Origin of the sequence: Psychrobacter sp. TWR1-1-1 (assembly GCF_049895865.1) — a bacterium.
Lineage (GTDB): Bacteria > Pseudomonadota > Gammaproteobacteria > Pseudomonadales > Moraxellaceae > Psychrobacter > Psychrobacter immobilis_A.
Map to the genome: position 1 here is coordinate 82,519 of NZ_JAFCTE010000010.1, position 24,571 is coordinate 107,089.

Consider the following 24,571-nt stretch of genomic DNA (forward strand, 5'->3'; position numbering starts at 1 on the left):
CGTCTAAATATTCAAGCCATTCATATCACTGGTATTACTTTTGAATAACTGGGTAAATGGTTTGCAATATTTGGTCAAATCCCTACAATTACCAATCACTATTATTAATAGTCCGTTTAAATCAGGAAGAATGCATCTTATGACTACCCCTGCTGCTACCACCGATTTGTCGGCGCTACCGACCTTGTCCACAGAGCTAAGCGAGCTTAATGAAGCTCAGCTAAATGAGTTGGCCAGTGCCGCTGAAGCCTTGGTTCTACAAGTAACCGATGTGCGTGCGTTGCAGGATTTGCGTGTGCAATTGACCGGTAAAAAGAGCCCATTAACTGGCTGGTCAAAGCAGATGGGTAAACTCAGCAGCGACGATAAAAAGACCTACGGCGGCTGGTTACATCAAGTCCGTAGCCGTATTCAAGAGGCGTTGACAGAGCAGCAGCAGCAGCTAGAAGTGGCTGCACTAAATGCTAAGCTTGCAAGCGAAAGTATTGATATCACCTTGCCTGCTCGCGGTGGTCAAAAAGGTCATTTGCATCCAGTGACCATGATTACCCAGCGTATGCAGCAGTATTTTATCCAAGCAGGTTTTAACGTTGCTACTGGTCCTGAAGTCGAAAGCGACTATTATAACTTTGAGGCGCTTAATATTCCGTCGCATCATCCAGCACGCGCAATGCACGATACCTTCTATTTTGATGCGCATTATCTACTGCGTACGCATACCAGTCCTGTGCAGATTCGCACCATGGAAAAGAATGAACCGCCTATTCGCATTATTTGCCCAGGTCGTGTTTATCGCAATGACTCGGATCAAACGCATTCGCCGATGTTCCATCAGCTAGAAGGTTTAATGGTCACTGAGTCGAGCACTTTTGCTGAGCTAAAGGGTCTGATTAGTGAGTTCTTGGAAGCATTTTTTGCCAAAGAGCTGACTGTACGTTTCCGCCCATCATTTTTCCCATTTACTGAGCCGTCAGCTGAAGTGGATATCCTCGATGATAATGGTAAATGGCTTGAGGTTATGGGCTGCGGTATGGTACATCCACAGGTGCTTACCAACTGCGGTATCGATGCTGAAAAATATACTGGCTTTGCTTTTGGGATGGGGATTGAGCGCTTCGCAATGTTATATTACGGCATCGATGATTTGCGCTTGTTTTTCCAAAATGACGTACGCTTTTTAAAGCAGTTTGGCTAGATTTTATTATTCAATAATACCTCTACCTTTACTCCAAAACCTTTATTATAAAATTCTGATCTGAGATATTTATGAAAATTAGCGAACAGTGGCTACGTCAATGGGTAAACCCCAACAATAGCAGTGAGCAATTGGCCGAACAACTCACGATGGCAGGACTTGAGATTGATGATCGCTATGCGGTTGCCCGTGCCTTCAGTGGTGTGGTCGTCGGTGAAGTCATCAGCGTCGAGCAGCATCCAGATGCCGATAAACTGCGCGTTACGCAGGTTAATATTGGTGCAGCTGAACCGTTACAAATCGTCTGCGGCGCACCCAATGTCACCGTTGGTATGAAAGCACCCGTTGCGACCGTTGGTGCCATTTTGCCTTCTGATAATGGTGCAGGTTTTGAAATTAGAAACGGTAACCTACGCGGTGTCGACTCTAACGGTATGCTTTGCGGCGCGTCTGAAATTGATTTAATCGATAGCATCGATGGTCTGCTCGAATTGCCAGCAGATGCACCGATTGGTATGGATATTCGTGAGTATTTAGGTTTAGACAATCAGATATTAGATATCTCTATCACCCCAAATCGCGGTGACTGCTTTAGTGTACGCGGTATTGCGCGCGAAATATCAGTTATCAATGATTTGCCAATGCAGCTGCCTGAGATTCCTACCAATGTGGTAGTTACTGATAACGGTGCTGATACTGCTACGCTAGCGGTAACGGTTAGTGCAATTGAAGCGTGCCCACGCTATTTACTACAATCAATCAGCAATATTGATCGTGGTATCGACACCCCAAAGTGGATGCAAGATGCGCTGGTTCAATCAGGATTACGCTCGCACAATTTTTTGGTTGATGTGACCAACTATGTATTGATGGAGTTGGGTCAACCGCTACATGCGTTTGATGCCGATACTATCGAGGGCGATATCGTTGTGCGTTTGGCACAACCTGAAGAAACGATTACTTTGTTGAATGAGCAAACCATTACCTTAACCGGTGATGAATTGCTCATTGCTGATGATAAAGGCGCACTTGCACTTGCCGGAATCATGGGCGGTCAGCGTAGTAGTGTCACTGATAGTACCACCAATATTATTGTAGAAAGCGCTTTCTTTGGTCAGCTTGCTATTGCCGCACGCGCACGTCGTTTTGGTTTGCATACCGATGCCTCACAACGCTTTGAGCGTGGTGTCGATTTTGAGTTACCAGAGCTTGCTTTAGCGCGTGCTGTTGATTTGATTACGAGCATTACTGGTGGGCAAGCCGGACAAATAGTAAAAGCAGAAAGCAGTGAGCATTTACCATCTCGCGCACCGATCACTTTACCAATTGCTAAAGTTCGTGATGTCATCGGTATTGAGATTGAGCCAGCAGTGATGGTTCGTATTTTGACCCAATTAGGCTTTGAGGTAGTGCAGCAAGCCGATAGCCTGATTTGCACGCCGCCATCGTATCGCTTTGACATGAGTATCAAAGAAGACCTCATCGAAGAAATTGCGCGTATCTATGGCTATGACAATATTCCAAGCGTGTTGCCGCATTTGCAAGTCAGCATGGATTATGACGATACCGCAGATTTAACCCATGAGATGAAGCTGGCATTGGTCGATAATGGCTATATGGAAGCGATCAGCTTTAGCTTTAGCGATGCCAAAATAGAAGCATTGCTCGATGATAAAGCCCTAGGAGAAGTGTTGGCACTGGCCAATCCTATCTCTAGTGACTTAGCCGTGATGCGCCGTACTTTACTATCTAGCTTATTGCCTTGCGTGCAGTACAATCTCAATCGTCAGCAGCCACGCGTTCGTTTCTTTGAAACAGGGCTTAGCTTTGTTGGTCAAAGTATTAGTGAGTTGGTGCAGACACCAAGTATTGCGTTAGTAGCAGTTGGCGATGTCTGGGACGAGCAAGCGTATCAAAACCGTGCGTTAGACTTTTATGATCTTAAGCATGATATTGAGCAGTTATTACCTGCACAAATGGATAGCGCCCGTATTCGCTATGAGCGCAGTGAGCTTGCTTTCTTGCATCCAGGTCAAAGTGCCAAGCTCTATATTGATGATGAATATATCGGTTGGTTGGGTCAATTGCATCCTAACACGGCTAAGCAGTTAGATTTGCCAGCTACGTGGGTTGCTCAATTATCACTTGCGCCATTACTGACCCTTGCCCGTGAGCAGCATACCATTACCACCCCAAGCAAATTTCCACAAGTACGCCGTGATATTGCCATTTTAGTAGACAGCGAGATCAGCTTACAGACATTAGAGTCGACGATACGCGCGGCAGCTGGTGAGCTATTGGCTGATCTGTGGTTGTTTGATGTGTATCAAGGCGACAACGTGCCAGCTGGTCAGCGCTCATTAGCTTTTGCGCTAATATGGCAAGACAATGCACAAACGCTATCTGATGACGCCATTAAAACCGCGACTGACAAAGTGGTGCAAGCACTAACTGAGCAACATGCTGCAAAGTTGCGTGACAGCTAACATATAACTCTTATCATAGACATGCTCTGTAGCCTCACTCTTCAAGAGGCTATAGGGCATTGCTATTTATAAGAATTATGATTTTATAAAATTTTTTTTCATAAAAATAGTTAAGTGGTTATTAATAAAGGATTTTAAAGCAGTCTTTGTTAAAAAGAGGTTTGAAAACCTTTATAATAACTAGCATTAACCCTCATACCGCTAAACCATGATATTCGACATCACGACATAGCATAGGAGTCGTACTGTGAGCACCTTAACCAAATCTGACATGATTGAGCATTTGATGAGTCATCTTGACCTAACACGCCAAGAAGGCCGCTGTTTGGTAGAGAATTTCTTTGATGAATTGTCAGAGAGTTTAATTGATGGCAAAGAGGTCAAGCTTTCAGGCTTTGGCAACTTCGAGCTTAAAGATAAAAATAGCCGTCCAGGTCGCAACCCTAAGACAGGGGAGCCAGTCGCCGTATCAGCACGCCGCGTGGTGACTTTCAAAACAGGGCAAAAATTCCGTCAACAAGTTGATGAGCGTCTATTTGACGAGTAGCAGTAACTGTCAATCATATAAAACTGAATATATAAATATATCATGACTTCATGATGGTTGTTAAAGTTGCGCTTTATTATTAATGTGAGATGGTTGATCTACATCTGATCAGAGACATTAAATATCATATATAACTATGAATAACCATGAACGATGGTAAATGACACGCACAAAAAAAGAGAGCTTAGGCTCTCTTTTTTTTACTACAGTATTTCTATCATATAAACGATAAAATTACTGAGCTGGTTTTTCAATAACTACAACTTCGTCAGCTGCGTCTACAGCTGGAGTTTCGCTAGCTACGTCAACGCTAGTAGTAGTACCGTCTACAGGTACTTCAGCATCGATTTCGTCAGTAGCAGTAGCAACTTGAGCATCAGCGATGTCAGCTTCAGCTTCAGCAACAGCAGCGTCAGCATCAGCAGTTACTTCGCCTTCAGCAGCAGCTTCGTTTAGCTCTTCTGATGCATTTTGCACTTCTTCTTGTGCGTCAGATAAATCTTCAGCAGCGTTTTCTTTGTTGCTGTCACAGGCAGTAAGGCCCATAGTTGCAGTCATGATACCAGCTAGAGCAAGTAATTTTAAGTTCATAAGGTTTTCTCCGGGAAAATGAAATGATCAGTAGCAGCAAAAAAGGTTGAAAGCTGAGATTTCTCAGAATTCAACTAGTCTTAGTTACAGCTACTCAGCTTTCACGCATTCTATAGGATTTCTATATAAATAGAAATAGGCTGTACAATTAAGTAACAATAAAATTGTAAATAGTGTTTTACATCACTTATTCGTTATAATTTTTAATACAACGAGCCAAATTAATAGACGTATAATCAATGACATCACCCTATTCTGATGACTTATTCGATGTCTTGATTTCTACTATGTTTTTAAGCATCTATTGTATCTATTAGGAGTTTAATAGTCATTAAATGTCTTGATTAGTGCGATATCAAGAGCCCAGTAAAGTAGAATTTATCAAAAATACTTTGGCACTACTTACGTATCAGAAATCGGATTTGATCAAAAAAATAAAGAATTGAGTCAAAATTACACTATATAAAAAATCATCAATACGAGTAGCAATATATATATCGTATATTTGAGGAATGAAACAATGAAATGGCAAGGTAGACGCGGCAGTTCCAATGTGCGCACCAGTAGTGGTGGCGGCAAAATGATAGGCGGTGGTATCGGTGGAATTATTATTGCTGGCATTTTATGGCTGGTATTTGGGGTAAACCCAATGACCGCTTTACAGACGGGTCAAGTAGTAGCAGGCGCTGGCAATAACAGTGCCGCTACCGAACCTGCGACAAGTAACGATCGAGATACGCAGTTTGTCAAAGTAGTCTTGGCTGATACTGAAGAAGTTTGGCATCAAATATTCAAAGAAGCAGGCAGCACCTATCAGGAGCCATCATTGATTCTCTTCAATGGTCAAGTTAGCTCAGCCTGCGGCAGTGCTAGCTCCGCGACGGGCCCATTTTATTGCCCAGGCGATCAGACTGTCTATCTAGACAAATCTTTCTTTGTAGAAATGCGCCAAAATCTCGGTATAACGGGTGATAAGCAAGGCTCTGGCGACCAAGATAATCAAGGTAAAGCGGGCGATTTTGCGCAAGCTTATGTTATTGCGCATGAAGTTGGTCACCACGTACAGACTTTGTTAGGCATCAGTCAGCAAGTTAATGAAGCCAGCCGTCAAGTCACTCGTGCACAAGCCAATAAGCTATCAGTACTACAAGAACTACAAGCTGATTGTTTTGCTGGGGTTTGGGCACAACGTAACCAAGAGCGTGTACAGTTTTTGGAGGCAGGTGATATCGATGAGGCCATCAATGCCGCTGGTCAAATCGGTGATGATCGTTTAGCGCGCGCTAGCGGTGGAGCAGTCGTACCTGATAATTTCACTCATGGCACCAGTCAGCAGCGTGTTCAGTGGTTCACTCGTGGTTTGGAAAGTGGCAACGTGCAGTCTTGTGATACTTTTAGCGGCGCGCTATAAGTGTACTGGATATCATGATAAGCGGATTTACTTTCAACTCATGAGTTAGAAACAAAAAAGCCTGCAATATCGATTGCAGGCTTTTTGTATTTCAGAGCGTTTTAGACATATTTAATGAATTTAAAATACACACAGTTGAAATGCTTAAAAACGGTCTTGATAGCACCAAATAATCATTTAGCGATTATCTGCTGTTGTTAAGAATGTAAGCACCAGCGCCACCTACTGCAGCACCACCAAGTGCGCCACGAGCGATGTCTTTGCTGTCGCCGCCACTTCTAATAAGTGCACCAGCAGCAGCGCCGGCAGCAGCACCTTTAGCGGTATTGCTCAAGCCACTATTGTATCCGTTAGTTGCACAGCCACCCATGATAAGGGCAGAGCTAGTAAGAGCAGTCATTGCGATAGTTTTAGCAAATTTCATAGTATCACCTGTTAGGTTATCAAGTTAGTTTATCAAAATCAAAATACGATATTTTTATTACCACTGATTTTAATACCGATAGTAAGCTGTATTAAAATATTTGGGCAAGTATCTTAGAATAATCTATTGTGCTACCGCAAGACATACAAAGGTCTGCATTAGTAAGGATTACATCAAGGATGTTAAATATCTCGAAATTATACTGCTATCAAAACGTGATAGCAGAGTATATCTATACTGGCTCCTATACTAACCCATATAATAATTTCTAGGCGTAGTAAAAGCGCTAAGCTTTGCAAATAGCCTGTAAAGGATGTTTCTCCACTGTATCGTTGGTAGGGGTTTTGCTTAGGGTTATTGTATTTATATTGATAGTAAGCTAACTGTTTTTAAAAAACGTACTTTTGGCGTTTAATCGTTAGGTATTAAGATATGTTCTCATTTTTATTGCCATTTTTAAATTCAGGACATGCCTGAATATATAAAAAATGAATACAAAACGAAAAGACCGCACGAGTGCGGTCTTTTCTACTTAAGTGGCTTATCTATTGAGTCTGAGAAAGCAGCACGGATCTATCATTAGTTCTGTGATTTACGCTTCATTTGCTCAAAGAATTCATCATTGGTTTTCGCTTCTTTTAGGCGATCCAATAAGAACTCAGTGGCTTGTACGCCATCCATCGGTTGAAGCAGTTTACGTAAAATCCATACTTTACGCAGCTTATCTTCGTCCAATAGACGCTCTTCGCGGCGTGTACCAGATTTTTTGATATTAATCGCAGGGAATACACGTTTTTCAGCCAAGTCACGCTCAAGCGTAATCTCTTGGTTACCCGTTCCCTTAAATTCTTCAAAAATAACGCTATCCATCTTACTACCAGTATCAATCAATGCACTGGCAATAATAGTCAAACTACCACCTTCTTCCACGTTACGCGCCGCACCAAAGAAACGTTTTGGACGTTCTAGAGCATTGGCATCCAGACCACCCGTCAACACTTTACCTGACGATGGTATGACCGTGTTATAAGCACGTGCTAAACGGGTAATCGAATCCAGTAAAATAACCACGTCTTGTTTGTGCTCGACTAAGCGCTTGGCTTTTTCGATGACCATTTCAGCGACTTGTACATGACGCTGTGGCGGCTCATCAAAGGTTGATGCAACCACTTCACCACGTACCGTACGCACCATCTCGGTGACTTCTTCTGGACGCTCATCAATCAATAGGACGATTAAGTAGCATTCAGGATTATTACGAGTTATCGACTGAGCGATGGTTTGTAGCAGCATCGTTTTACCCGCTTTTGGCGGCGCGACGATGATAGAACGCTGACCTTTACCAATCGGAGCGATTAGGTCGATGATACGACCAGTCAGATCCTCAGTAGTTCCATTACCAAGCTCAAGTTTTAAATGCTCAGTTGGAAATAGGGGTGTCAGGTTCTCAAAGATAAGCTTATGACGTGAACGATCTGGCGTGTCAAAGTTGATTTCACCAACTTTTAATAACGCAAAATAACGCTCAGAATCTTTTGGTGGGCGAATCGTACCAGCGATACTGTCACCCGTCTTGAGGCTAAAGCGGCGAATTTGGCTAGGGCTGACATAAATGTCATCAGGACCGGCTAAATATGAGCCTTCTGATGAGCGCAAAAAGCCAAAACCATCCGGAAGAACCTCAAGTACGCCGTCACCATAAATGGCTTCACCGTTACGCGCATGGGTTTTTAGGATGGCAAAGATGATGTCTTGTTTACGGCTACGTGCCATATTATCAAGACCCATTTCTTTGGCGATGGCCAATAGCTCAGCGATTGATTTTTTCTTTAATTCAGTAAGATTCATAGATAGGTCATTAGCAATTGATCAGATGAGAGATGCCATTAGCAGCACAAGTCACGACAGTGATTAAAACAACGATAGTGTGGCGATAGAGGGTGCGTGCACAGAGCTGGATTTATGTAGTTTGGATGTTACGTGTCAGCTTATATACGAATTGCACTCGTTTATGCAAGGTAATAAGAAATAAGGATAAAGAAGGCTACATAAGAGTCTGCGTCAAAAACTCAATATCAGTAATTGTGTTCAGTCATTTCGTTCAGCAATGGTGTTTATAACGACGATTGTGTTTTTGTTGATAAACACGAGGAGAATAGCGATAAGACACTTAAGAAAACCGTTAGTTTTCTGTTGTCAGCAGACTATACGGTTTTCATAATAGTATTGTCAATAAATTTTGCCAAAAAAGTTGTCTAATTGAGTTTTTTGCATAAAAAATAAGCAAAAAAGCCATTATCTACGTGAGATAATGGCTTCTTCGACAGTGTTACCGTCTTTGTATAATGCTCATGTAAAGCGAGCAAGTCAGAACTTATAGATGCTTATCTAGCACTTTTGCCAATTCAGCTTTTGGCTGTAGACCCATTACTGAGTCAACTTTTTCACCACCTTTGAATACAAATAGCGTTGGGATGTTACGGATACCAAAACGGCTTGCTGCTTGTGGGTTGTTATCCACATCAACTTTAACAATTTTAACTTTGCCTTGGTACTCAGTGGCTAGATCTTCTAAAATAGGGGCGATTGCTTTACAAGGACCACACCACGTTGCCCAGAAATCTACCAATACTGGCACATCTGATAGCAATACATCTTGGTCAAAGTTTGCATCGGTAGTATTAACAATAAGGTCTGACATAATTTTATCTCTCTTGTTTTATTATTTCTATCGCCATCCATCAACTTATATATTTGTTGCATAATAGAATGATGAGTGACCAAAGAAGCGTTTAGAAGTGGTCAAAATGTGCCATTATATTAACATGTTTGCTCAGGGTTAACAGATGCAGGCTGGTTAAATTGTTTAACAATTACGATTAGCACAATAAATCGACACATAACGACACAGGCATGGTTTTATCCGTCACTTGATACTACTGTCTGTATTTTTTGCTCAAGATGGCAGATGTTCTGAACTGTTGATTCATAATGCATGGTGAGTTTTTGCCCAAAATTAAGCAATCTATAACACAATATCTACAATCTAATATCTACAGCTTAATAGAGCTTTCATATAAAAGCTCATTAACCATTCAAGCCCATTCATATAAGTGCCCATTTTTATGCCTTTTACTGCTGAAGAAGTCAACGCCCTCAATGCTCAAGAAAATGCCTATCCGCTTGAGTTTTTTCAAGCATTTGCGCAAAAGATTACCGTCTATGAAGACGATGATATTTGGGTGGTTGATAAGCCTGTAGGTCTGTTGAGTGTCGATGGCAAAACGCTCAAGGTTAGTTTGCTGGCAAGACTTGAGCGTGCCAATCCAGCGGTCAAGCTGATACATCGTCTTGATATGGATACCTCAGGACTGCTCATTTTTGCTAAGAATGCCGAAGCACAAACCCATATTAGTAAGCAATTCATTGAACGTTTGCCACAAAAAAAATATCAGGCACGCGTCTTTGGACAGTGGGAAAGCGTCGGAGCAACGGGTGAGATATCAGTACCAGTGCGCTACGAGCCAGAGACGAAACCGCGCCATATCGTCGATCCTAACTGGTCAAAGCATGCGCTGACGTTATATGAAGTATTGGCGCATGAAATGTGTAATGGTCAGACAGTCACGCGCGTAATGCTCAAGCCTGTCACTGGCCGTAGTCATCAGCTGCGCGTCCATATGGTGCATGTGGGTCATGTGATGATTGGCGATCCTATTTATGCAGAAGGTACGGCTTTAGCGATTGCACCAAGACTTAATCTCCATGCCCAGCAATTGCGTCTCAAGCATCCTACGCTTGGGGCGTGGATGGATTGGGAAAGCCCAAGCCCTTTTTAAATGGATTTATATCAAATTTTTTAAACCCATCATGCAAAAACAAGGAACGTATTATGCTTGATATGACGGCAGCCAAACAGGCAGTTAAGAAACGCTTCAAACCTCAAGCGGCACTCTCAGACACACCAGTGGATTATGAAGTACTGATTATCGGTGCAGGAATTGCTGGTATTGGTATGGCGTGCCGATTGCAGCAGCAAAAACACAAAGGACTGTTTGGTCATAAAAATCCAGGTAAGCAGAAACGCAAATCATCAAAGCAACAACAGAAAAGTGCACAGCAGTTTTTGGTATTAGAAAAACGAGCAGATTTGGGTGGTACATGGGATTTATTCACCTATCCAGGCATCCGCTCTGACTCTGATGCCTTGACGTTTGGCTACAGTTTCAGACCATGGCTAAATCACAGGGTTTTGGCAAAGGGCGATGATATTAAAAGCTATATTGCTGATACAGCGCGTGAGTTTGGTATCAGCCAACATATTCGCTATCAGCACGAGGTGCAGCAGCTGTCTTGGTCAAGTAGCCATCAACAATGGACGGCGATGGTAAAAAATCATGCTAGCGGTGAGGTGTTTAAGATAACGGCAAAGTTCGTCGTTGGCGCTACGGGTTACTATGATTATGAACAAGGTTATCGTCCCTCTTTTAATAAAGAAGCAGATTTTCAAGGTGAAATCATTCATCCGCAGCATTGGCAAAATGTGGATTATGACGATAAGAAGGTAGTCATTATCGGTAGCGGTGCCACAGCGATGACATTGTTGCCAGCTTTGGTGGATGAAAAAGGTAGGCAATGCGCGCGTCACGTCACTATGCTACAGCGTTCTCCCACGTATGTGGCAAGCGTACCGGGCGATGATTATACGCTTGATTGGCTAGCAGGCAAATTTTCACCGTTGTCAAAAGAGCAAGCTTATACGCTGCTGCGTACTCGTAATGTATTGATTCAGCAAGGTACTTATCGAGCGGCTATATTGGCACCCAAGCTTATGAAAGCGTTATTAAAACGCGGTGTCAAAACAGAGCTAAAAGGTAGCGGTATCGATGTGGCGCATTTTGTACCGGACTATAATCCTTGGGATCAGCGGATATGTGCGGTGCCAGACAGTGATTTATTCAAAGCATTGCATGGCAAACGCGCCAGCGTCGTCACCGATCAAATCAGCCATTTTACCAAGAAGGGCATCATGCTCGAATCGGGTAACTCTCTCGATGCTGATATCATCGTCACAGCGACAGGACTAAAGCTACAAATGCTCGGCGGTGCCAAAGTATATATTGACGGGCAGGCGATAGATATTGGTTCGCGCATGACTTATAAAGCGGTCATGATTGAAGATATACCAAATATGGTGGCGCTATTTGGCTATACCAACGCCTCATGGACGCTAAAAATCGATTTGGCGTGTCAGTATGTAATGCGGCTGCTGGGTTATATGCATCAGCATCGCTATCAAGTGGTATTGCCACAAGCACAGACTAAAGATGCCAAAGCGCTTACGCAGACAGATACCGTGATGGGCGCGCTATCCTCAGGATATGTCAAGCGCGCTCAACACGAGCTACCCAAGCAAGGTGACATATATCCTTGGCGGGTGACAAACAACTACCTAAGCGACCGCATCATGCTCAAACATCGCAAAATAAAAGATGATTGGTTACGTTTTAGTCGTTTGCTCAATGTTTTTTAATGGCTATTTTTAATGGCTATTAATAAAATCAGTAACTTGTTTGCTTAAGATCTGCCACAAGGTTTCTTGCGCACTTTTGCTGCCCCACGCATTATGCGGGCTAAATATAACGCGCGGATGCTTGGCAATGGTCAATAAAGGGTCGTCAGCGGTGATTGGCTCTTGCTCAAAAACGTCGCTGGCGTAGCCGATGATTTGCTCATTGTTAATGGCATCAGTCAGCGCTTGGCTATCCACGATGCCACCACGAGCGACATTGACGATGAGCGGCTGTTTGACCATTTTTGCTAAAGTATCTGCATTAATCAGGTGCTGAGTTTTCTCGTTTAATGGGCAATGCAGGCTCAGTACATCAGACTGTGCCAGTACGTCGTCAAACGCGGTATAGTCGTCATTGCGCGGTGCGCGTCCTTGCTGCTCCGCCCACAATACTGTCATTCCAAAAGCGCGCGCAATATCGGTCACGCGTTTGCCAATAGTGCCAACGCCAATAATACCTAGTGTTTTATCTTCCAAATCTATCAGCGGAATATCCAGTAGGCAAAAATTACCGTTTGCTTGCCATGTGCCATCAGCGACTTTTTGATGATAATAAATACCCGCGCGCATGGCGTTGAGCATGAGCATAAAGGTATGTTCGGGCACGCTTTTGACTGCATAACCTGCGACATTATAAAGCGCCACATGGTGATCAACACAAGCGTCTTGATCGACGTTGTTCATACCAGTAGCGGTCAGTTGAATGAGCTTGAGCTTGGGCAATTTGCTTATCACTTCAGCGCTGATTTGCACTTTATTGGTGATAATGATGTCAGCGTCTTTGCAGCGCTCTACGATAACAGCAGCATCTTTTGGGGTATAATCATAAGTGAGGTAGTCGCTGATGCCGTTTGGGGCTGGCAAGTCGATGCCATTAGAAAAAGTGCCTTTATCTAAAAAAACCGCGCGCATGGTTATTCCTTATTAAATAGTTATTTTAAAATGATTTTAATAATGATCGACTTAATGTAGCACGTTGGTGATTTTAGTCAAAAAGCACGTCAAAAAATCCATCAAAAAAGTACAAAGCAAAAAACCTCTACTTCAATATTGAAATAGAGGTTTTGTTTATTGAGACAGTAGTCTTTTGTGCTTATTTGGTTTTATGCACTTATAAAGAGAAACGTTTACGCAATTTGCCAATAAGGCTACGTACGCGACTGCTTAAATCAATACGCACATCGTTTTCAGGGTCATGCTCGACTTCATAGCGTTTGACCAAATCAGGGCTGGCTTTTAGCTTCGCATGATGCTGAAACGCACGGTTGACGCTAATCTCAAGCAGGCTGGCGCGCATCGGTTTCGGCAAGCAGCGATAGACTTGACCTTTATTAATCAAATCAATCAGCAAGCCAGCGTCTTGAAATTCAGTCTGTACCAAAACCACCAAATGCGGCGCATCTTGCTTTAAGGTAAAGATAATCGGCGCGATATTCTCACCGCTGACATTGATATCGGTGATACAAACACCGATATCTTCATTCGCCAAATAATCGTACGCTTCTTCTAAACTCTCAGCGTGCAGTACTTTATAACTATGAGAAAATTGCTTACGTATTTGCTCAATCAACTCATTGGTTTCATCGATCACTAGCAGCGTTTGCTTATTACCTGAACTGTCGAATTGGTCGGCATCTTCGTCTGGATTATAGGTCAAGGCAATTTCGGTAGCGCGTCCGACCACGGTGATCAGCTCTTCAGATTTACAAGGCTTGGTCAAATAACGATAAATCTCACCATCGTTAATAGAACCAATAATGGCGTTTAAATCGGCATAGCCCGTCAATAAGATACGCATGGTAGAAGGTGAGACATCTTTTACTTCGCGTAAGATATCCACACCGACTCGCTCAGGCATCCGCTGGTCACTGACTGCCACGTGTACATGGTTGTTCTTGATATAGTCAATATACTCAGTTGGGTCGGTGGTGATAAACACGTCATGGGTCTTACGAAACAGCAGTTTCATAGACCGTAAAATGCGTTGTTCATCGTCGATAAATGCCAACTTCGGCTTTGACTCAGCGCTGGTTTCAACTGTGGTTAAGTCATTTTCTAATTCATTCATGATGATATCCTTATGATGATGAATAATAGTCGTTAAATATCTAAATATGTTCTACGTCACAGGGCAGCTGACCCAGCGCTTATGCGACTAGATTTTTCTCTGTTAAGTTATTATTAATCGGCAGTATTAACGTAAATGTGGTGCCAACACCTTCGGTCGATACGACTTTGATATCGCCATTATGTTGCTCCATAATTTGCTGACTGATTGCCATACCAATACCAGTGCCTTCGCCTGCGCCTTTGGTCGTAAAGAACGGCTCAAAGATTTGATTGAGAACTTCTGGACTCATACCTTTACCGTTGTCGAGGACATCAATATAAACATGGTGATCATCGGCACGGGTGCGCACTTCGATTTTGCCATCAGGTTTCTCTCCCATGGCTTGCGCGGCATTGTTCAGTAGATTGACCAAGACTTGGTTAATTTGCGACGGTGAGCATTTCACTTCAGGTGTGGGCGCAAAATCAGTCACAATCTCTTGATGTCTAATGGAGTTGCCAGCGATTTTAAGCGAGGCTTCGATACATTCGCGCACATCGATGGTTTTCACTTTTGACTCATCAAGACGGGCAAAGTTACGTAGGTTCAGCACCATCTCAGTGATTTGCTCGACACCAAATAACGAATCTTTAATCAGCTCTTTTAATTCAGCTGATAGGTCATCTTCTTGGATTTCATCAGAAGCGCGGATAATATCTGCTAGAAGCTTGTCAATTTTGCCATCAGTCGCCGCATCAGTTTTAACGCTTTTTAATCCTTGTACCAATTCAATCAGCTCTTCGTATTGCTCAGTTAACTGACCAATAATTTCAAGGTTATTTTGCACGTATGATAAAGGGGTGTTCACTTCATGAGCAACGCCTGCCACCATTTGTCCCAACGTTGCCATTTTTTCTGAACGAATCAATTGCAACTGCGAGTTTTTCAGCTCTTTTAGCGTTTCTTGCAGCTCAGCGGTACGTTCTTCGACTTTAATCTCTAGCTGTTGGTTAATGTTGGCAAGCTTACCTTCATTAGACTGGATTCGGTCTAGTAGGTCATTAATAGATCCGTTCACCAGTCCAATCTCGTTGCGACCTTCTGCGAATTTAACCTCGCTCAGCTTATTGTATTGCTTATTATTAATTAAGTTTTCCGCTTCAGAGATTTTATCGGTGGTCTCTTTCAAGGGTTTGAATGCTAAGAAGGTCAGCATGAAGTAAATGACGCCAGCCGTAATCAATAGTGCTAATGCAATCCAGTTAACCAAGTTTTCACTGAGATTATCAGCAATGGCGTTAATTTCAGCATCAGGTTGGACAACGATCAGCTTCCAATAAGTCTCAGGAATCTCAAAGACATAGGCTTGACTGCCGTTATAGTAACGGTCTTTTGCCAACTCAAAGCTCTGTAATAAGCGGCTGTCCATAGCGTTTTGCTTGTTTTCACCGTTATTCAGATAAGCGGCGTAGTTCACCAAATAATAACCTTTTGCCGTACCAGTCTCAGCCTTATCAAGCGTGGTCAGTACCTGCTGAACTTGTGGTGAGACGCTGGCGGCGACTTGTTCGATTATCTCATTACGTTGGACATCTAAGAAATCAAGCACGGGTTGCCAAGCAGGGTCTGAGTTGATGACTTGTTTGATATCAAGCGGCGTACCCGTTTTCTCATCAATATAGCTTAAGCGTTCAGGGTTAGAGGAGGCGATCACCTTGTCACTATTATCCAAGAGTAGGATGTAGCCTGAGCCTGAGCTTTCGCTTAACTTGACGATGTTCTCTTGTAGCTGATTCAGCGTAAAGTTAACCGTACTGGCACCCCAAAACTGGTTGTCACGCTCGATTGCCACACCGCAGCTCATCGCAAGCTCGCCTTTGGTTTGGCTGGCGCGCACATGGTTCCAAATACAGCTCTCAGGTTTGAGCAACTTTAAGACGCTAAACCAATCTTCTTGATAATAAGGATTGGTAGGATTTGGATCGCTTAACACCGCTTGATAATCGCCGTTTTGACGAACCATCAAAAATGGATGGGTCGCGGTATTTGCCCCAAGTGCACCTTTTTCAGGCCAAATGCCGCCACTACCCAATAGATTATAATCACGCTTATCAAAGGCATTGGCAGTACTGGTTTGTAAAATCGCCTCTTCTGTGGGCAAGGTTTGCGCGCTTTGCTGTAGTAGTAAGGCACTACGCATCACCCGATTGATATCGGCTGAAATACTATTTACCGCGGTATTGCCACGTTCAGCCACCAATTTTGCAGATTCAAGGCGGATTTTCTCATAGCCCTCTTTATCAACAACATAAACGACGACCGCCAGTACGACCGCAAAAGCAATAAATAAAATAGTGGTTACTTGGGTACTGACTTGATTAAAAAAGCCAACTTTTTTGGAGGCACTCATGATGGTGATAGTCCTTGGATAATAGTGACCACGAAAAAGAGTGCCAATGCTAGGTATTGGTGGCAATCAATCAGGTGGTAATGCGTAATCTTAATTAAAATAGTCTGTACATATGGCAAAAAAACTGAAATTATAATTTTACTCTTATAACTTAACCGACTTAAATATTGATAGTTTTATAACTTAAAGGACTATAAAAGGCCATACTGTGCCCGTAAACCCTGAAGGATAATTAATCATGAATACTAGGCGGCAAAAGAGTATGTGTAGACGTGCGTTTGAATAAGTCAGGTAAGAAAGAAGAAATGTTCTATTGCATTTCTTAACAATACAGAATCAATTTTATAATGACAATATTTTTTCTTTACTTGCGAGTCGTTATCTTATTGTTTTATATGACCAACTTATGCTTGGCGTTGATATAATCTTGCAATAATCTGCTCTTGAAAAGTCAACTTAGCGCACTCATCTAGCTGCTAACGTTATATAATGGTCGGCTTTATCTTGCGACCTAGCTAATGAGCTGACGCTGCCGGTATGGCCGGCGACCTCTCAGACTATTAAGTAATGACATCGCGCTAGTGATTCACGCTAGCAACTCTCATTATGAGCTATCTATTTTTTCCTATTATCTGAGTACAAAAGACATCGCCCTATGACTATCTCTATCGCTTCATTGCACAATACTGAATTTGCCGTTGGTCAACGTTATTTATCTGATACGGAGTCCGAGCTGGGCTTGGGTGTGGTCATCGATGTAGATGACCGATGTGTGCACATTCTATTTCCACAAAGTGAAGAGACGCGCGTCTACGCCAAAAACTCCGCGCCATTATCACGCGTGGTGTTTAAAGTCGGCGATAGTATTTCTGATCAAGCGGGTAAGAGCTATACCGTAACCGCGGTCGAAGAAGTGATGGGTGTACTCAAATACAGTGTCGATGAGCATGAACGAGGCATTATGGAAACCCGTCTTGCTGCCAATATCACCTTGGCTAAGCCGCTTGAGCGTCTGCTGGCTGGTCGGATTGAGCGTGGTGATTGGTATGAGCTGCGTCAAGATATCTTGCGTATGCAGTCGGCGCTAGCGGGTCATCCGCTTAAAGGTTTGATGGGTGCGCGTGTCGATATCATTGAGCATCAGCTCTATATCGCTCATGAAGTTGGCAAACGTATCGCACCGCGTGTGTTGCTTGCTGACGAAGTTGGTTTGGGCAAAACCATCGAAGCAGGTTTGATTATTCATCAACAGCTGTTAACAGGCAAAGCTGAGCGTGTACTCATTCTTGTACCAGATAGTTTGCAATATCAGTGGATGATTGAGCTGCGTCGTCGTTTTAATCTAAATTTTGCCTTATTCGATTTGGTACGTGCAGCAGCCATTAAAGAACACGATCCTGAGCAAAACGTCTTTGCCACTGAGCAATGTATCATTGCGGGTATGGATTTACTCCTTGACCACCCTGATTTGTACGACCAAGCGATGGATGCAGGGTTTGATTTATTGGTGGTTGATGAGGCGCATCACCTGCATTGGGATGAGGCACAAGGCGGCAACGATAAATATGACTTGATTGCTGACTTTGCCGAAGAAACACCAGGGGTCATGCTATTAACGGCAACGCCTGAGCAGCTTGGCGCGCAAAGTCACTTTGCTCGATTGCGTTTGCTCGATCCGGATCGCTTTGATGATTTGGATGAGTTTATTGATGGTCAAGAAGCCTTTGCTGAAACGGCTGCTGTCGCTGGTGTATTGATAGAAGATAAGCCATTAAGCGACAGTCAAATTGCCGCTTTAAGCAGCTTGTTAGACATCAGTCTTGATGAGTTGGAAACGATTAATGATGACGAAAAATTGCGCACCTATGCGCTTAATGAATTACTTGACCGTCATGGTACAGGTCGTATTCTATTCCGTAATACCCGTGAAAGTGTGAAAGGGTTTTATGGTCGTAGCAGCCAGCCGTATCCACTGGCATTGCCTGCCGCATGGAAAGACAGCTATCAAACCAATGGTAAATTGCGAGAGCAGCTATGGGGCGAAGAAAACCAACCTGATGGTGGCTGGCTAGAAGATGACCCACGTGTGCCTTGGTTGATTGATATTTTGCGCGGTGAGCTTAAGCACAAAAAAGTGCTGTTGATTGCCCGTAGTGGCGCGACGGTTGAGAGCTTGGAGGCGGTATTACGTCTGCATGCCGGTATTAAAACGGCTATCTTTACCGAGCAGATGACCTTACTTGAGCGTGACCAAGCAGCGGCGTTCTTTGCCGATAGCGAAGGCGCACAGATATTATTATGCTCAGAGATTGGCTCGGAAGGTCGTAACTTCCAGTTTGCAAGCCAGCTGATATTGTGGGATTTGCCAGCCAATCCAGATACCTTAGAGCAGCGTATTGGTCGCCTAGATCGTATTGGACAAACGCAGCAAATTATGCTCCATGTGCCTTATGTACAGGGCACAGCACAAGAGCGACTGTATCATTGGTATCACGACGCGCTGAATATGTTTAATCAAATCTCTCCAACGGCGCAGAGCGTGCAAGAGCAGTATATTCAAGAGTTAAAGCCCATGCTTGAAGGCGCGGATACTGACGAGAACCGTGCGATACTACAAGATATCATCGAAGAAGCGAAACAGACGCGATTGGGGTTAGAGGCACAGCTACAAGCGGGTCGTGATCGCCTATTAGAATACAACTCGTGTCGCCCACGTGTTGCCAAACGTATCGCTGACGCCATGCGCGATTTTGATGGTCATAATCTATTGCCGCAGTTTATTGAGCGCTTTTTTGCCTCAGCCAATATCGATCACAATATCCAGCGCGATGGCTCGTGGGTGATTGCTCCGATTGACAGCACTGAAATTAGTGATTATATCGATGGTCTGCCACTCGGTGACGAAGACGGTATGACCTTGACATTCGAGCGTGAGCAAGCACTGCAACGTGAAGATATCGAATTTATCACTCATGAGCATCCATTGATGCGCGCGATTTATGAGTTGGCGAGTACCAGCACCTTTGGTAATACCACGGTGGCGATGCTAAAAAGTTCTGCTGTACCACAAGGTATGGTACTGCTCGAAGTGAATTTCCGCGTTGAAGCCATTGCGCCAAGGTTGCTCAATTTACCAGCGACGCTGACCACGCAAAATATCCGTGTATTTATCAGTGAGCAAGGCAGTGATTTGTCCTCGCGTATCAGTGCGGAGATGATTATGCCGCATATTGAGCGTCTGGATAAAAACCGTGCTCGCCAAGTCATCAAAGTACGCGGTGATGTGATTGAGCAGCGTTATTATGAAGCGGAAGAGATTGCCCGTCAGCAGCTTGCTGAGATTGGTGAACAAGCCAGTGCCCGTTTTAGCCAGCAGTGGTCACGTGAAATCAAACGTCTAAAGCATCTACAAACGATTAATCCTAACGTACGTCCTGCTGAGATTGAGCGTTTGGAGCAGCTAAAAGCCCAAGGTGAGCAAGCACTAGGTAGTCTGTTATTAGTCCCAGACTCCATCCGTGTGTTAGTGGCAGTGAAGCCATAAATGTAAATGATCAAAAGAACGAGATGTTTAATAGCATCTCGTTTTTTTATGATTAATATCGTTTATATTAGGGCGCGCCTTAAGGCATGTTAAGCAAAAATATCAACATGATATTGCCAAGTGAGCGTCGCTCTCTAGTCAAAGCCATCGATATTGGGTAAGATGTTTATCTTTTCGATTTATAGCCCATTCGCTATAAAAGGGTAACCGCGTCTCGTGTGAAGTATCACATATACCTTTGTACTCGATTGCTTTGTACTTCTTTTAAGCTGAAACAACTATATAATAAATGCTGGTGATAGCGCTGCTATGACCGTGTTTTTTGCGCTAAAATTTTCGTGTTAAATCTCTCTTGTGCATTTTCAGCAAGTGATTTCATATTATTTTACATTCAAATGCAAAGTGTCTTTTGTCTTTCGCTATATGATATTGATATCGTTGGGTGCGTATTTTCAGATGCTTAGCGTTTTTGATAAAAATAAGGAAACCTATCGTCATGTCCGATTATTCGCAATTGATTGATGAGCTGCTAGCTACTGTAGCGCTTATTGAAGTGACCCCCGATGTCTTTGAGGGTAAGAGCCATGACTATGTTGGCAGTCGTATTTTTGGTGGACAAGTGCTCGCCCAAGCCATCATGGCGGCGGCGCATACACTGGATAAAGACAAACCCTGTCATTCACTGCACGGCTATTTTTTGCGCGGTGGTGATATCACGCAGCCAGTTATTTATCAGGTGCGCCGCTTGCGTGACGGTCGTAGTCTGTCTGCGCGTGAAGTGACGGCGATTCAGTATAAAGAAGTGCGTGGTAAAGCGCCCATTGAGCAAGTAATATTTTCAATGATAGCCTCGTTTTCGCCGATGGAAGAGGGTTTAGAGTATCAAGAAGACATGCCCGTCTATCCGCCACCAGAGGATTTACTGGCTGAGCAAGATTTAAAAGAAGAGTATGTCGGAAAAGTCCCAGACGCACTCAAAGCCCGTTTTATGCGGCGTCGCCATGTCGAAATTAAACCAGTTAAACCGCGTGATCCGATTCATCCAGAGCCAATGAAACCGAAGCAGGCGAACTGGTTGCGTATCCGCGAATTGGGCAATCAACCTGTTGCGATTCAACAAGCGCTATTGGCATTTTCGTCCGATTTTTATCTGGTTGGTACAGGGCTGATGTCACATGGTGTTAGCTTTATGACCAGCGGCTTGCAAGCGGCTAGTATTGACCACTCGATGCATTTTCATCGTAATTTTGATCTAAACGGTTGGATGCTATACGACATGTGGAGTGATACCACGTCTAATGCCAAGGGCTTAAACCATGGGCAGTTTTGGCAAGATGGTAAGCTGGTTGCTACGGTACAACAAGAAGGCCTGATGCGTTTACGTGTGCCAAAGTCCTAAGCCCTCATCTTCTGATAAATAAAAAAAGCGACTCAAGATACATTTTGAGTCGCTTTTTTAATGGCGTGTTACGTGTTTTTTTAAGCAGTTCTTTTCAACGATTGCGTTCAAAGGATTATTCTAAAATCTTGACCATTGCTCGTGGCAGTCCAAGTGTTGCCTGAGCGTCAACAGCATTTAGCCAATTAATATTAATTTGTGCTGCTTCTAAGGCTTCGGTTATTTCGGCAATTTGCTCAGTATTTAAAATCAGCGATTGCGGTGTCAAATACCAATGAAAATGGGTCAGTGAATGTTTAATAGGGGCATCGTCTAATAAAGTTTTACTGACTGCTTTTGCTGTCAATTTATGCTTGTCTAACCACTCATTGATAATTTGCTCGGCAGTGGTAAATTCTGCTTCGTATACTTTTTCATTACTGGTCACTTTTAATAATGTATCGTCAATTTCAGTCGTTTTTTCTGAGGCAGTTTTAGTATTCACTTTGCCTGCGGTTTTTTCAACAAACTGTAAAGGCAAACTCCACAGTCCGCCCCAAATGCCATTGTCAGGGCGTTGTAGCCATAGTATTTTGCCATCAATATCTTCAATCAATAACGCATTGCTAAACTTGCTGGGTTTGGGCTGCTTTTTTGCTTTGACTGGATAATCTGTTTCGCGTCCTTGCTCGTGGGCTAGGCAGTCCTCTTGAAGCGGACATAGTAGGCAGGCAGGCTTGCTACGCGTGCATAACGTCGCGCCCATATCCATCATGGCTTGCGCAAATAATCCTGAGTCATCGACAGGCGTCAAACGCTCTGCCAATGCCCACAGCTCTTTGGTCGTGGCAGATTTGGTAATATCACCATCGATAGCCGCCCAACGCGTGAGGACGCGTTTGACATTGCCATCACAAATGACGCCATAACGATGCAGTCCCATCGCCATAATCGCGCCAGCGGTCGATGGCCCGACGCCAGATATGGCTTCCCACCCTGCTAGCGTCTGCGGAAAGTCGCCCGTCTCATCAATGACCTCGACCAGTTGTTTCGCGCCTTTATGCAAATTACGCGCGCGCGCATAGTAGCCAAGCCCCGCCCAATGCCCCGCAACCGTATCCCATTCTGCGGCGGCTAAATCTTGTACCGTTGGAAACGACGCCATAAAACGGGCAAAGTAGGGCAGTACCGTCGTTACTTGCGTTTGCTGGAGCATGACTTCGGATAGCCAGACGATATAAGGATTGGGCGCGTCGGTTTGGTGCTGCTGCCAAGGTAGGTCATGGCGACCGTTTTCGGCGAACCAATCGAGTAGGCGCGGGGCGAACGAATCGAGAGAAGTAGAGTATTGAGTAAAAGTGTTTTCTATCGTTGTGAGGTTTGCAGTGGGGGTAAGCTGAGTCATATCATCAATTTGTGGCATATTAGTGTATGAATTATAACCGATTTTTGAGAGAGGTGAGTTGATATCACGGTTGTGCGCTGTCTGAAATCATAATAACGTAAGCGTCTTTTAAGTACGAGTGTCAAAAAACGACGTATGTAACAGAAACCTTAATTTAGAGTTGCAAATTTATAAAGTAAATCTTACAAAATTCAGTGAATTTTTTAGAAAAATTAACTTATTATTATTATGCTTTTTGCAAGGTGATAATTTTTATTATCGCTAGGGCGCAAGAGCATTTTTGAGTTAACGATAACTCATCGTCTGGTTTCATCAAATAAGCTTACTAAGCATTTTCAAACAACTGCTCACATGTATGAGTAATATTTAGGACTATTTATGAAGTTAATTTCGAACTACTTATCTAAAGCATTATTGGCGCTAGCAGTCGTCGGCTGTTCAGCCAACGTTTTGGCAGCTAAACCAAACCTGGTGTTACAACAGCCCAATGTTTCTTTAGAATTGGCCAATGAATTAATCGATGCCACTATGGCAGCCTGTCACGCAGAGGGCAAATCTGCCGTTGTCGCAGTTGTTGATCGTGGTGGTAATTTAATCGCGCTACAGCGTGATGATAACGTTGGCCCGCACAATACTGATGCTGCTGTTCGTAAGGCATTTACGGCATTATCTACCAAAACACCATCACGCACTTTGGCGGATAATGCTCGCGCTAATCCAGACTCAAATAACTTGAATACGGTAAATGATTTACTGCTGATCGGCGGTGGTGTGCCGTTAAAGTTTGGCAATGATGTGATCGGCGCTATTGCAGCGGGCGGCGCAGGCGGTGCAGTACAAGATGAAAGTTGTGCGCTGAAAGCTATCGAAAAAGTCATGCCTAAACAGAAGTAGTTGATGACTTAGATATCGCTAAATGATTTAGATATCATCGAATAACTTCGATATCTCGTTAGCAGTAAACATAAAAAAAGCCCTTATGGGCTTTTTTTTGCATGAGCTCTAAAAAATAGTTTTTAGGATCCTAATTCAAAGATTAATCTTTATAGTTCAGTATACATTGCGATGGGATCGATAATTATTTCATTGCTAAGCCTGCCAGTGAATGCGGATTCTAAATTAGTTATATGAGAAACCATGTTCATTATAGCTTCTTTCAAAGTTTCATAGTCATGCGCTGCTTCAGGAGGGCTAGTTTGTTCTTTTTCATATTGTGTAATTATACCGAATAAAGTAAATTGAACTTCAGTCTGTCTTGAATATTTACGAATTACTAAGTCTTCTGGTTCTCTAAGAAACTTTCGATTAAGATTAGCTGAAGCTATATGATTGGAAAGATTCATTTGTACTTCAAGTTGACCTCCTAAACCATATTCTAAAAGAAAACCTAAATCATCAAGTAACTGTTTATCAAAATTTAAGCCTTGCTCGATTGATAGTAGACCTCTTGCAAAAGTAGCAGAGGGTTTTACAATAACTAATACATTCACAACTAGCTAAGAACCATGCCAAACATAGATAAGCTACTCGAACAAAATAACGCAGGCTTCAAACGCTA

18 protein-coding genes are annotated in these 24,571 nt (G+C 43.3%); 9 read left to right on the forward strand and 9 right to left on the reverse strand.

What is annotated here, in order from left to right:
• The first annotated feature begins 139 nt into the window (after nucleotides 1-139).
• The 3 genes from pheS (at nucleotide 140) to ACP69U_RS10580 (ending at nucleotide 4,228) form a co-directional block, all read left to right on the forward strand.
• A complete protein-coding gene (pheS, locus tag ACP69U_RS10570) occupies nucleotides 140-1,195 on the forward strand; it encodes a phenylalanine--tRNA ligase subunit alpha (protein ID WP_045452443.1) in 1,056 nt (351 codons plus the stop codon).
• A gap of 71 nt (nucleotides 1,196-1,266) precedes the next feature.
• Entirely contained in the window at nucleotides 1,267-3,681 is a 2,415-nt protein-coding gene (gene pheT / locus ACP69U_RS10575; protein ID WP_426138508.1) for a phenylalanine--tRNA ligase subunit beta, read from the forward strand.
• Nucleotides 3,682-3,928: 247 nt separating this feature from the next.
• Complete coding sequence (locus ACP69U_RS10580) at nucleotides 3,929-4,228, forward strand: integration host factor subunit alpha (RefSeq protein ID WP_045445928.1); 300 nt, start codon at nucleotides 3,929-3,931, stop codon at nucleotides 4,226-4,228.
• A 234-nt stretch (nucleotides 4,229-4,462) separates the two neighbouring features.
• Here the strand turns inward: ACP69U_RS10580 and ACP69U_RS10585 are convergent, their stop codons facing one another.
• Complete coding sequence (locus tag ACP69U_RS10585; protein WP_426138509.1) at nucleotides 4,463-4,819, reverse strand: hypothetical protein; 357 nt, start codon at nucleotides 4,817-4,819, stop codon at nucleotides 4,463-4,465.
• Nucleotides 4,820-5,339: 520 nt separating this feature from the next.
• On the opposite strand from ACP69U_RS10585, the gene ypfJ reads away from it, so the two are divergent.
• Nucleotides 5,340-6,230: a KPN_02809 family neutral zinc metallopeptidase gene (ypfJ, locus tag ACP69U_RS10590; protein WP_201502829.1), complete on the forward strand. Its 891-nt coding sequence runs from the start codon at nucleotides 5,340-5,342 to the stop codon at nucleotides 6,228-6,230.
• A gap of 184 nt (nucleotides 6,231-6,414) precedes the next feature.
• Here ypfJ and ACP69U_RS10595 read toward each other — a convergent pair whose 3' ends face one another.
• The 3 genes from ACP69U_RS10595 to trxA all read right to left on the reverse strand — a co-directional run bounded on the left by ACP69U_RS10595 (nucleotide 6,415) and on the right by trxA (nucleotide 9,355).
• Nucleotides 6,415-6,654 carry a hypothetical protein gene (locus ACP69U_RS10595; RefSeq protein ID WP_055125335.1) on the reverse strand — a complete coding sequence of 80 codons (240 nt, stop codon included), beginning with the start codon at nucleotides 6,652-6,654 and terminating at the stop codon, nucleotides 6,415-6,417.
• A gap of 579 nt (nucleotides 6,655-7,233) precedes the next feature.
• The gene (rho, locus tag ACP69U_RS10600; protein WP_055125334.1) at nucleotides 7,234-8,502 is read right to left on the reverse strand and encodes a transcription termination factor Rho; all 1,269 of its coding nucleotides are present in this window, start codon (nucleotides 8,500-8,502) and stop codon (nucleotides 7,234-7,236) included.
• Nucleotides 8,503-9,028: 526 nt separating this feature from the next.
• On the reverse strand, nucleotides 9,029-9,355 hold the full coding sequence (gene trxA / locus ACP69U_RS10605) for a thioredoxin (protein ID WP_426138510.1): 327 nt from the start codon (nucleotides 9,353-9,355) through the stop codon (nucleotides 9,029-9,031).
• Nucleotides 9,356-9,779: 424 nt separating this feature from the next.
• Here trxA and ACP69U_RS10610 point away from each other — a divergent pair, with 424 nt between their 5' ends.
• Both ACP69U_RS10610 and ACP69U_RS10615 read left to right on the forward strand, forming a co-directional pair.
• On the forward strand, nucleotides 9,780-10,493 hold the full coding sequence (locus tag ACP69U_RS10610) for an RluA family pseudouridine synthase (protein ID WP_426138511.1): 714 nt from the start codon (nucleotides 9,780-9,782) through the stop codon (nucleotides 10,491-10,493).
• 53 nt (nucleotides 10,494-10,546) lie between these two features.
• Nucleotides 10,547-12,187, forward strand: a complete 1,641-nt coding sequence (locus tag ACP69U_RS10615) for a flavin-containing monooxygenase (RefSeq protein WP_426138512.1) — start codon at nucleotides 10,547-10,549, stop codon at nucleotides 12,185-12,187.
• 9 nt (nucleotides 12,188-12,196) lie between these two features.
• Here the strand turns inward: ACP69U_RS10615 and ACP69U_RS10620 are convergent, their stop codons facing one another.
• From ACP69U_RS10620 to ACP69U_RS10630, 3 genes are all read right to left on the reverse strand, one after another.
• Nucleotides 12,197-13,138: a D-2-hydroxyacid dehydrogenase gene (locus ACP69U_RS10620; RefSeq protein WP_426138513.1), complete on the reverse strand. Its 942-nt coding sequence runs from the start codon at nucleotides 13,136-13,138 to the stop codon at nucleotides 12,197-12,199.
• A 199-nt stretch (nucleotides 13,139-13,337) separates the two neighbouring features.
• Entirely contained in the window at nucleotides 13,338-14,294 is a 957-nt protein-coding gene (locus ACP69U_RS10625) for a response regulator (protein ID WP_045445938.1), read from the reverse strand.
• Nucleotides 14,295-14,373: 79 nt separating this feature from the next.
• Nucleotides 14,374-16,686, reverse strand: a complete 2,313-nt coding sequence (locus ACP69U_RS10630) for an ATP-binding protein (RefSeq protein WP_426138514.1) — start codon at nucleotides 16,684-16,686, stop codon at nucleotides 14,374-14,376.
• Between the two features lie 655 nt (nucleotides 16,687-17,341).
• Between ACP69U_RS10630 and rapA the strand changes: the two genes are divergently transcribed.
• Entirely contained in the window at nucleotides 17,342-20,230 is a 2,889-nt protein-coding gene (rapA, locus tag ACP69U_RS10635; protein WP_426138515.1) for an RNA polymerase-associated protein RapA, read from the forward strand.
• Between the two features lie 496 nt (nucleotides 20,231-20,726).
• Nucleotides 20,727-21,629, forward strand: a complete 903-nt coding sequence (locus tag ACP69U_RS10640; protein WP_045452453.1) for an acyl-CoA thioesterase — start codon at nucleotides 20,727-20,729, stop codon at nucleotides 21,627-21,629.
• Between the two features lie 115 nt (nucleotides 21,630-21,744).
• Here ACP69U_RS10640 and mutY read toward each other — a convergent pair whose 3' ends face one another.
• Entirely contained in the window at nucleotides 21,745-23,013 is a 1,269-nt protein-coding gene (gene mutY, locus ACP69U_RS10645) for an A/G-specific adenine glycosylase (protein WP_314885792.1), read from the reverse strand.
• Nucleotides 23,014-23,391: 378 nt separating this feature from the next.
• On the opposite strand from mutY, the gene ACP69U_RS10650 reads away from it, so the two are divergent.
• On the forward strand, nucleotides 23,392-23,907 hold the full coding sequence (locus ACP69U_RS10650; protein WP_201554934.1) for a GlcG/HbpS family heme-binding protein: 516 nt from the start codon (nucleotides 23,392-23,394) through the stop codon (nucleotides 23,905-23,907).
• Nucleotides 23,908-24,056: 149 nt separating this feature from the next.
• Here ACP69U_RS10650 and ACP69U_RS10655 read toward each other — a convergent pair whose 3' ends face one another.
• A complete protein-coding gene (locus ACP69U_RS10655) occupies nucleotides 24,057-24,503 on the reverse strand; it encodes a hypothetical protein (RefSeq protein WP_426138516.1) in 447 nt (148 codons plus the stop codon).
• Nucleotides 24,504-24,571: the final 68 nt, after the last annotated feature.

Coding starts and splice junctions, on each gene's coding strand:
- ACP69U_RS10595 (WP_055125335.1), bottom strand. CDS start 6,654: ATGAAATTTGCTAAAACTATCGCAATGACTGCTCTTACTAGCTCTGCC.
- pheS (WP_045452443.1), top strand. CDS start 140: ATGACTACCCCTGCTGCTACCACCGATTTGTCGGCGCTACCGACCTTG.
- trxA (WP_426138510.1), bottom strand. CDS start 9,355: ATGTCAGACCTTATTGTTAATACTACCGATGCAAACTTTGACCAAGAT.
- pheT (WP_426138508.1), top strand. CDS start 1,267: ATGAAAATTAGCGAACAGTGGCTACGTCAATGGGTAAACCCCAACAAT.
- ACP69U_RS10620 (WP_426138513.1), bottom strand. CDS start 13,138: ATGCGCGCGGTTTTTTTAGATAAAGGCACTTTTTCTAATGGCATCGAC.
- ACP69U_RS10640 (WP_045452453.1), top strand. CDS start 20,727: ATGTCCGATTATTCGCAATTGATTGATGAGCTGCTAGCTACTGTAGCG.
- ACP69U_RS10630 (WP_426138514.1), bottom strand. CDS start 16,686: ATGAGTGCCTCCAAAAAAGTTGGCTTTTTTAATCAAGTCAGTACCCAA.
- ACP69U_RS10610 (WP_426138511.1), top strand. CDS start 9,780: ATGCCTTTTACTGCTGAAGAAGTCAACGCCCTCAATGCTCAAGAAAAT.
- rapA (WP_426138515.1), top strand. CDS start 17,342: ATGACTATCTCTATCGCTTCATTGCACAATACTGAATTTGCCGTTGGT.
- ACP69U_RS10585 (WP_426138509.1), bottom strand. CDS start 4,819: ATGAACTTAAAATTACTTGCTCTAGCTGGTATCATGACTGCAACTATG.
- ACP69U_RS10625 (WP_045445938.1), bottom strand. CDS start 14,294: ATGAATGAATTAGAAAATGACTTAACCACAGTTGAAACCAGCGCTGAG.
- mutY (WP_314885792.1), bottom strand. CDS start 23,013: ATGACTCAGCTTACCCCCACTGCAAACCTCACAACGATAGAAAACACT.
- ypfJ (WP_201502829.1), top strand. CDS start 5,340: ATGAAATGGCAAGGTAGACGCGGCAGTTCCAATGTGCGCACCAGTAGT.
- ACP69U_RS10650 (WP_201554934.1), top strand. CDS start 23,392: ATGAAGTTAATTTCGAACTACTTATCTAAAGCATTATTGGCGCTAGCA.
- ACP69U_RS10615 (WP_426138512.1), top strand. CDS start 10,547: ATGCTTGATATGACGGCAGCCAAACAGGCAGTTAAGAAACGCTTCAAA.
- rho (WP_055125334.1), bottom strand. CDS start 8,502: ATGAATCTTACTGAATTAAAGAAAAAATCAATCGCTGAGCTATTGGCC.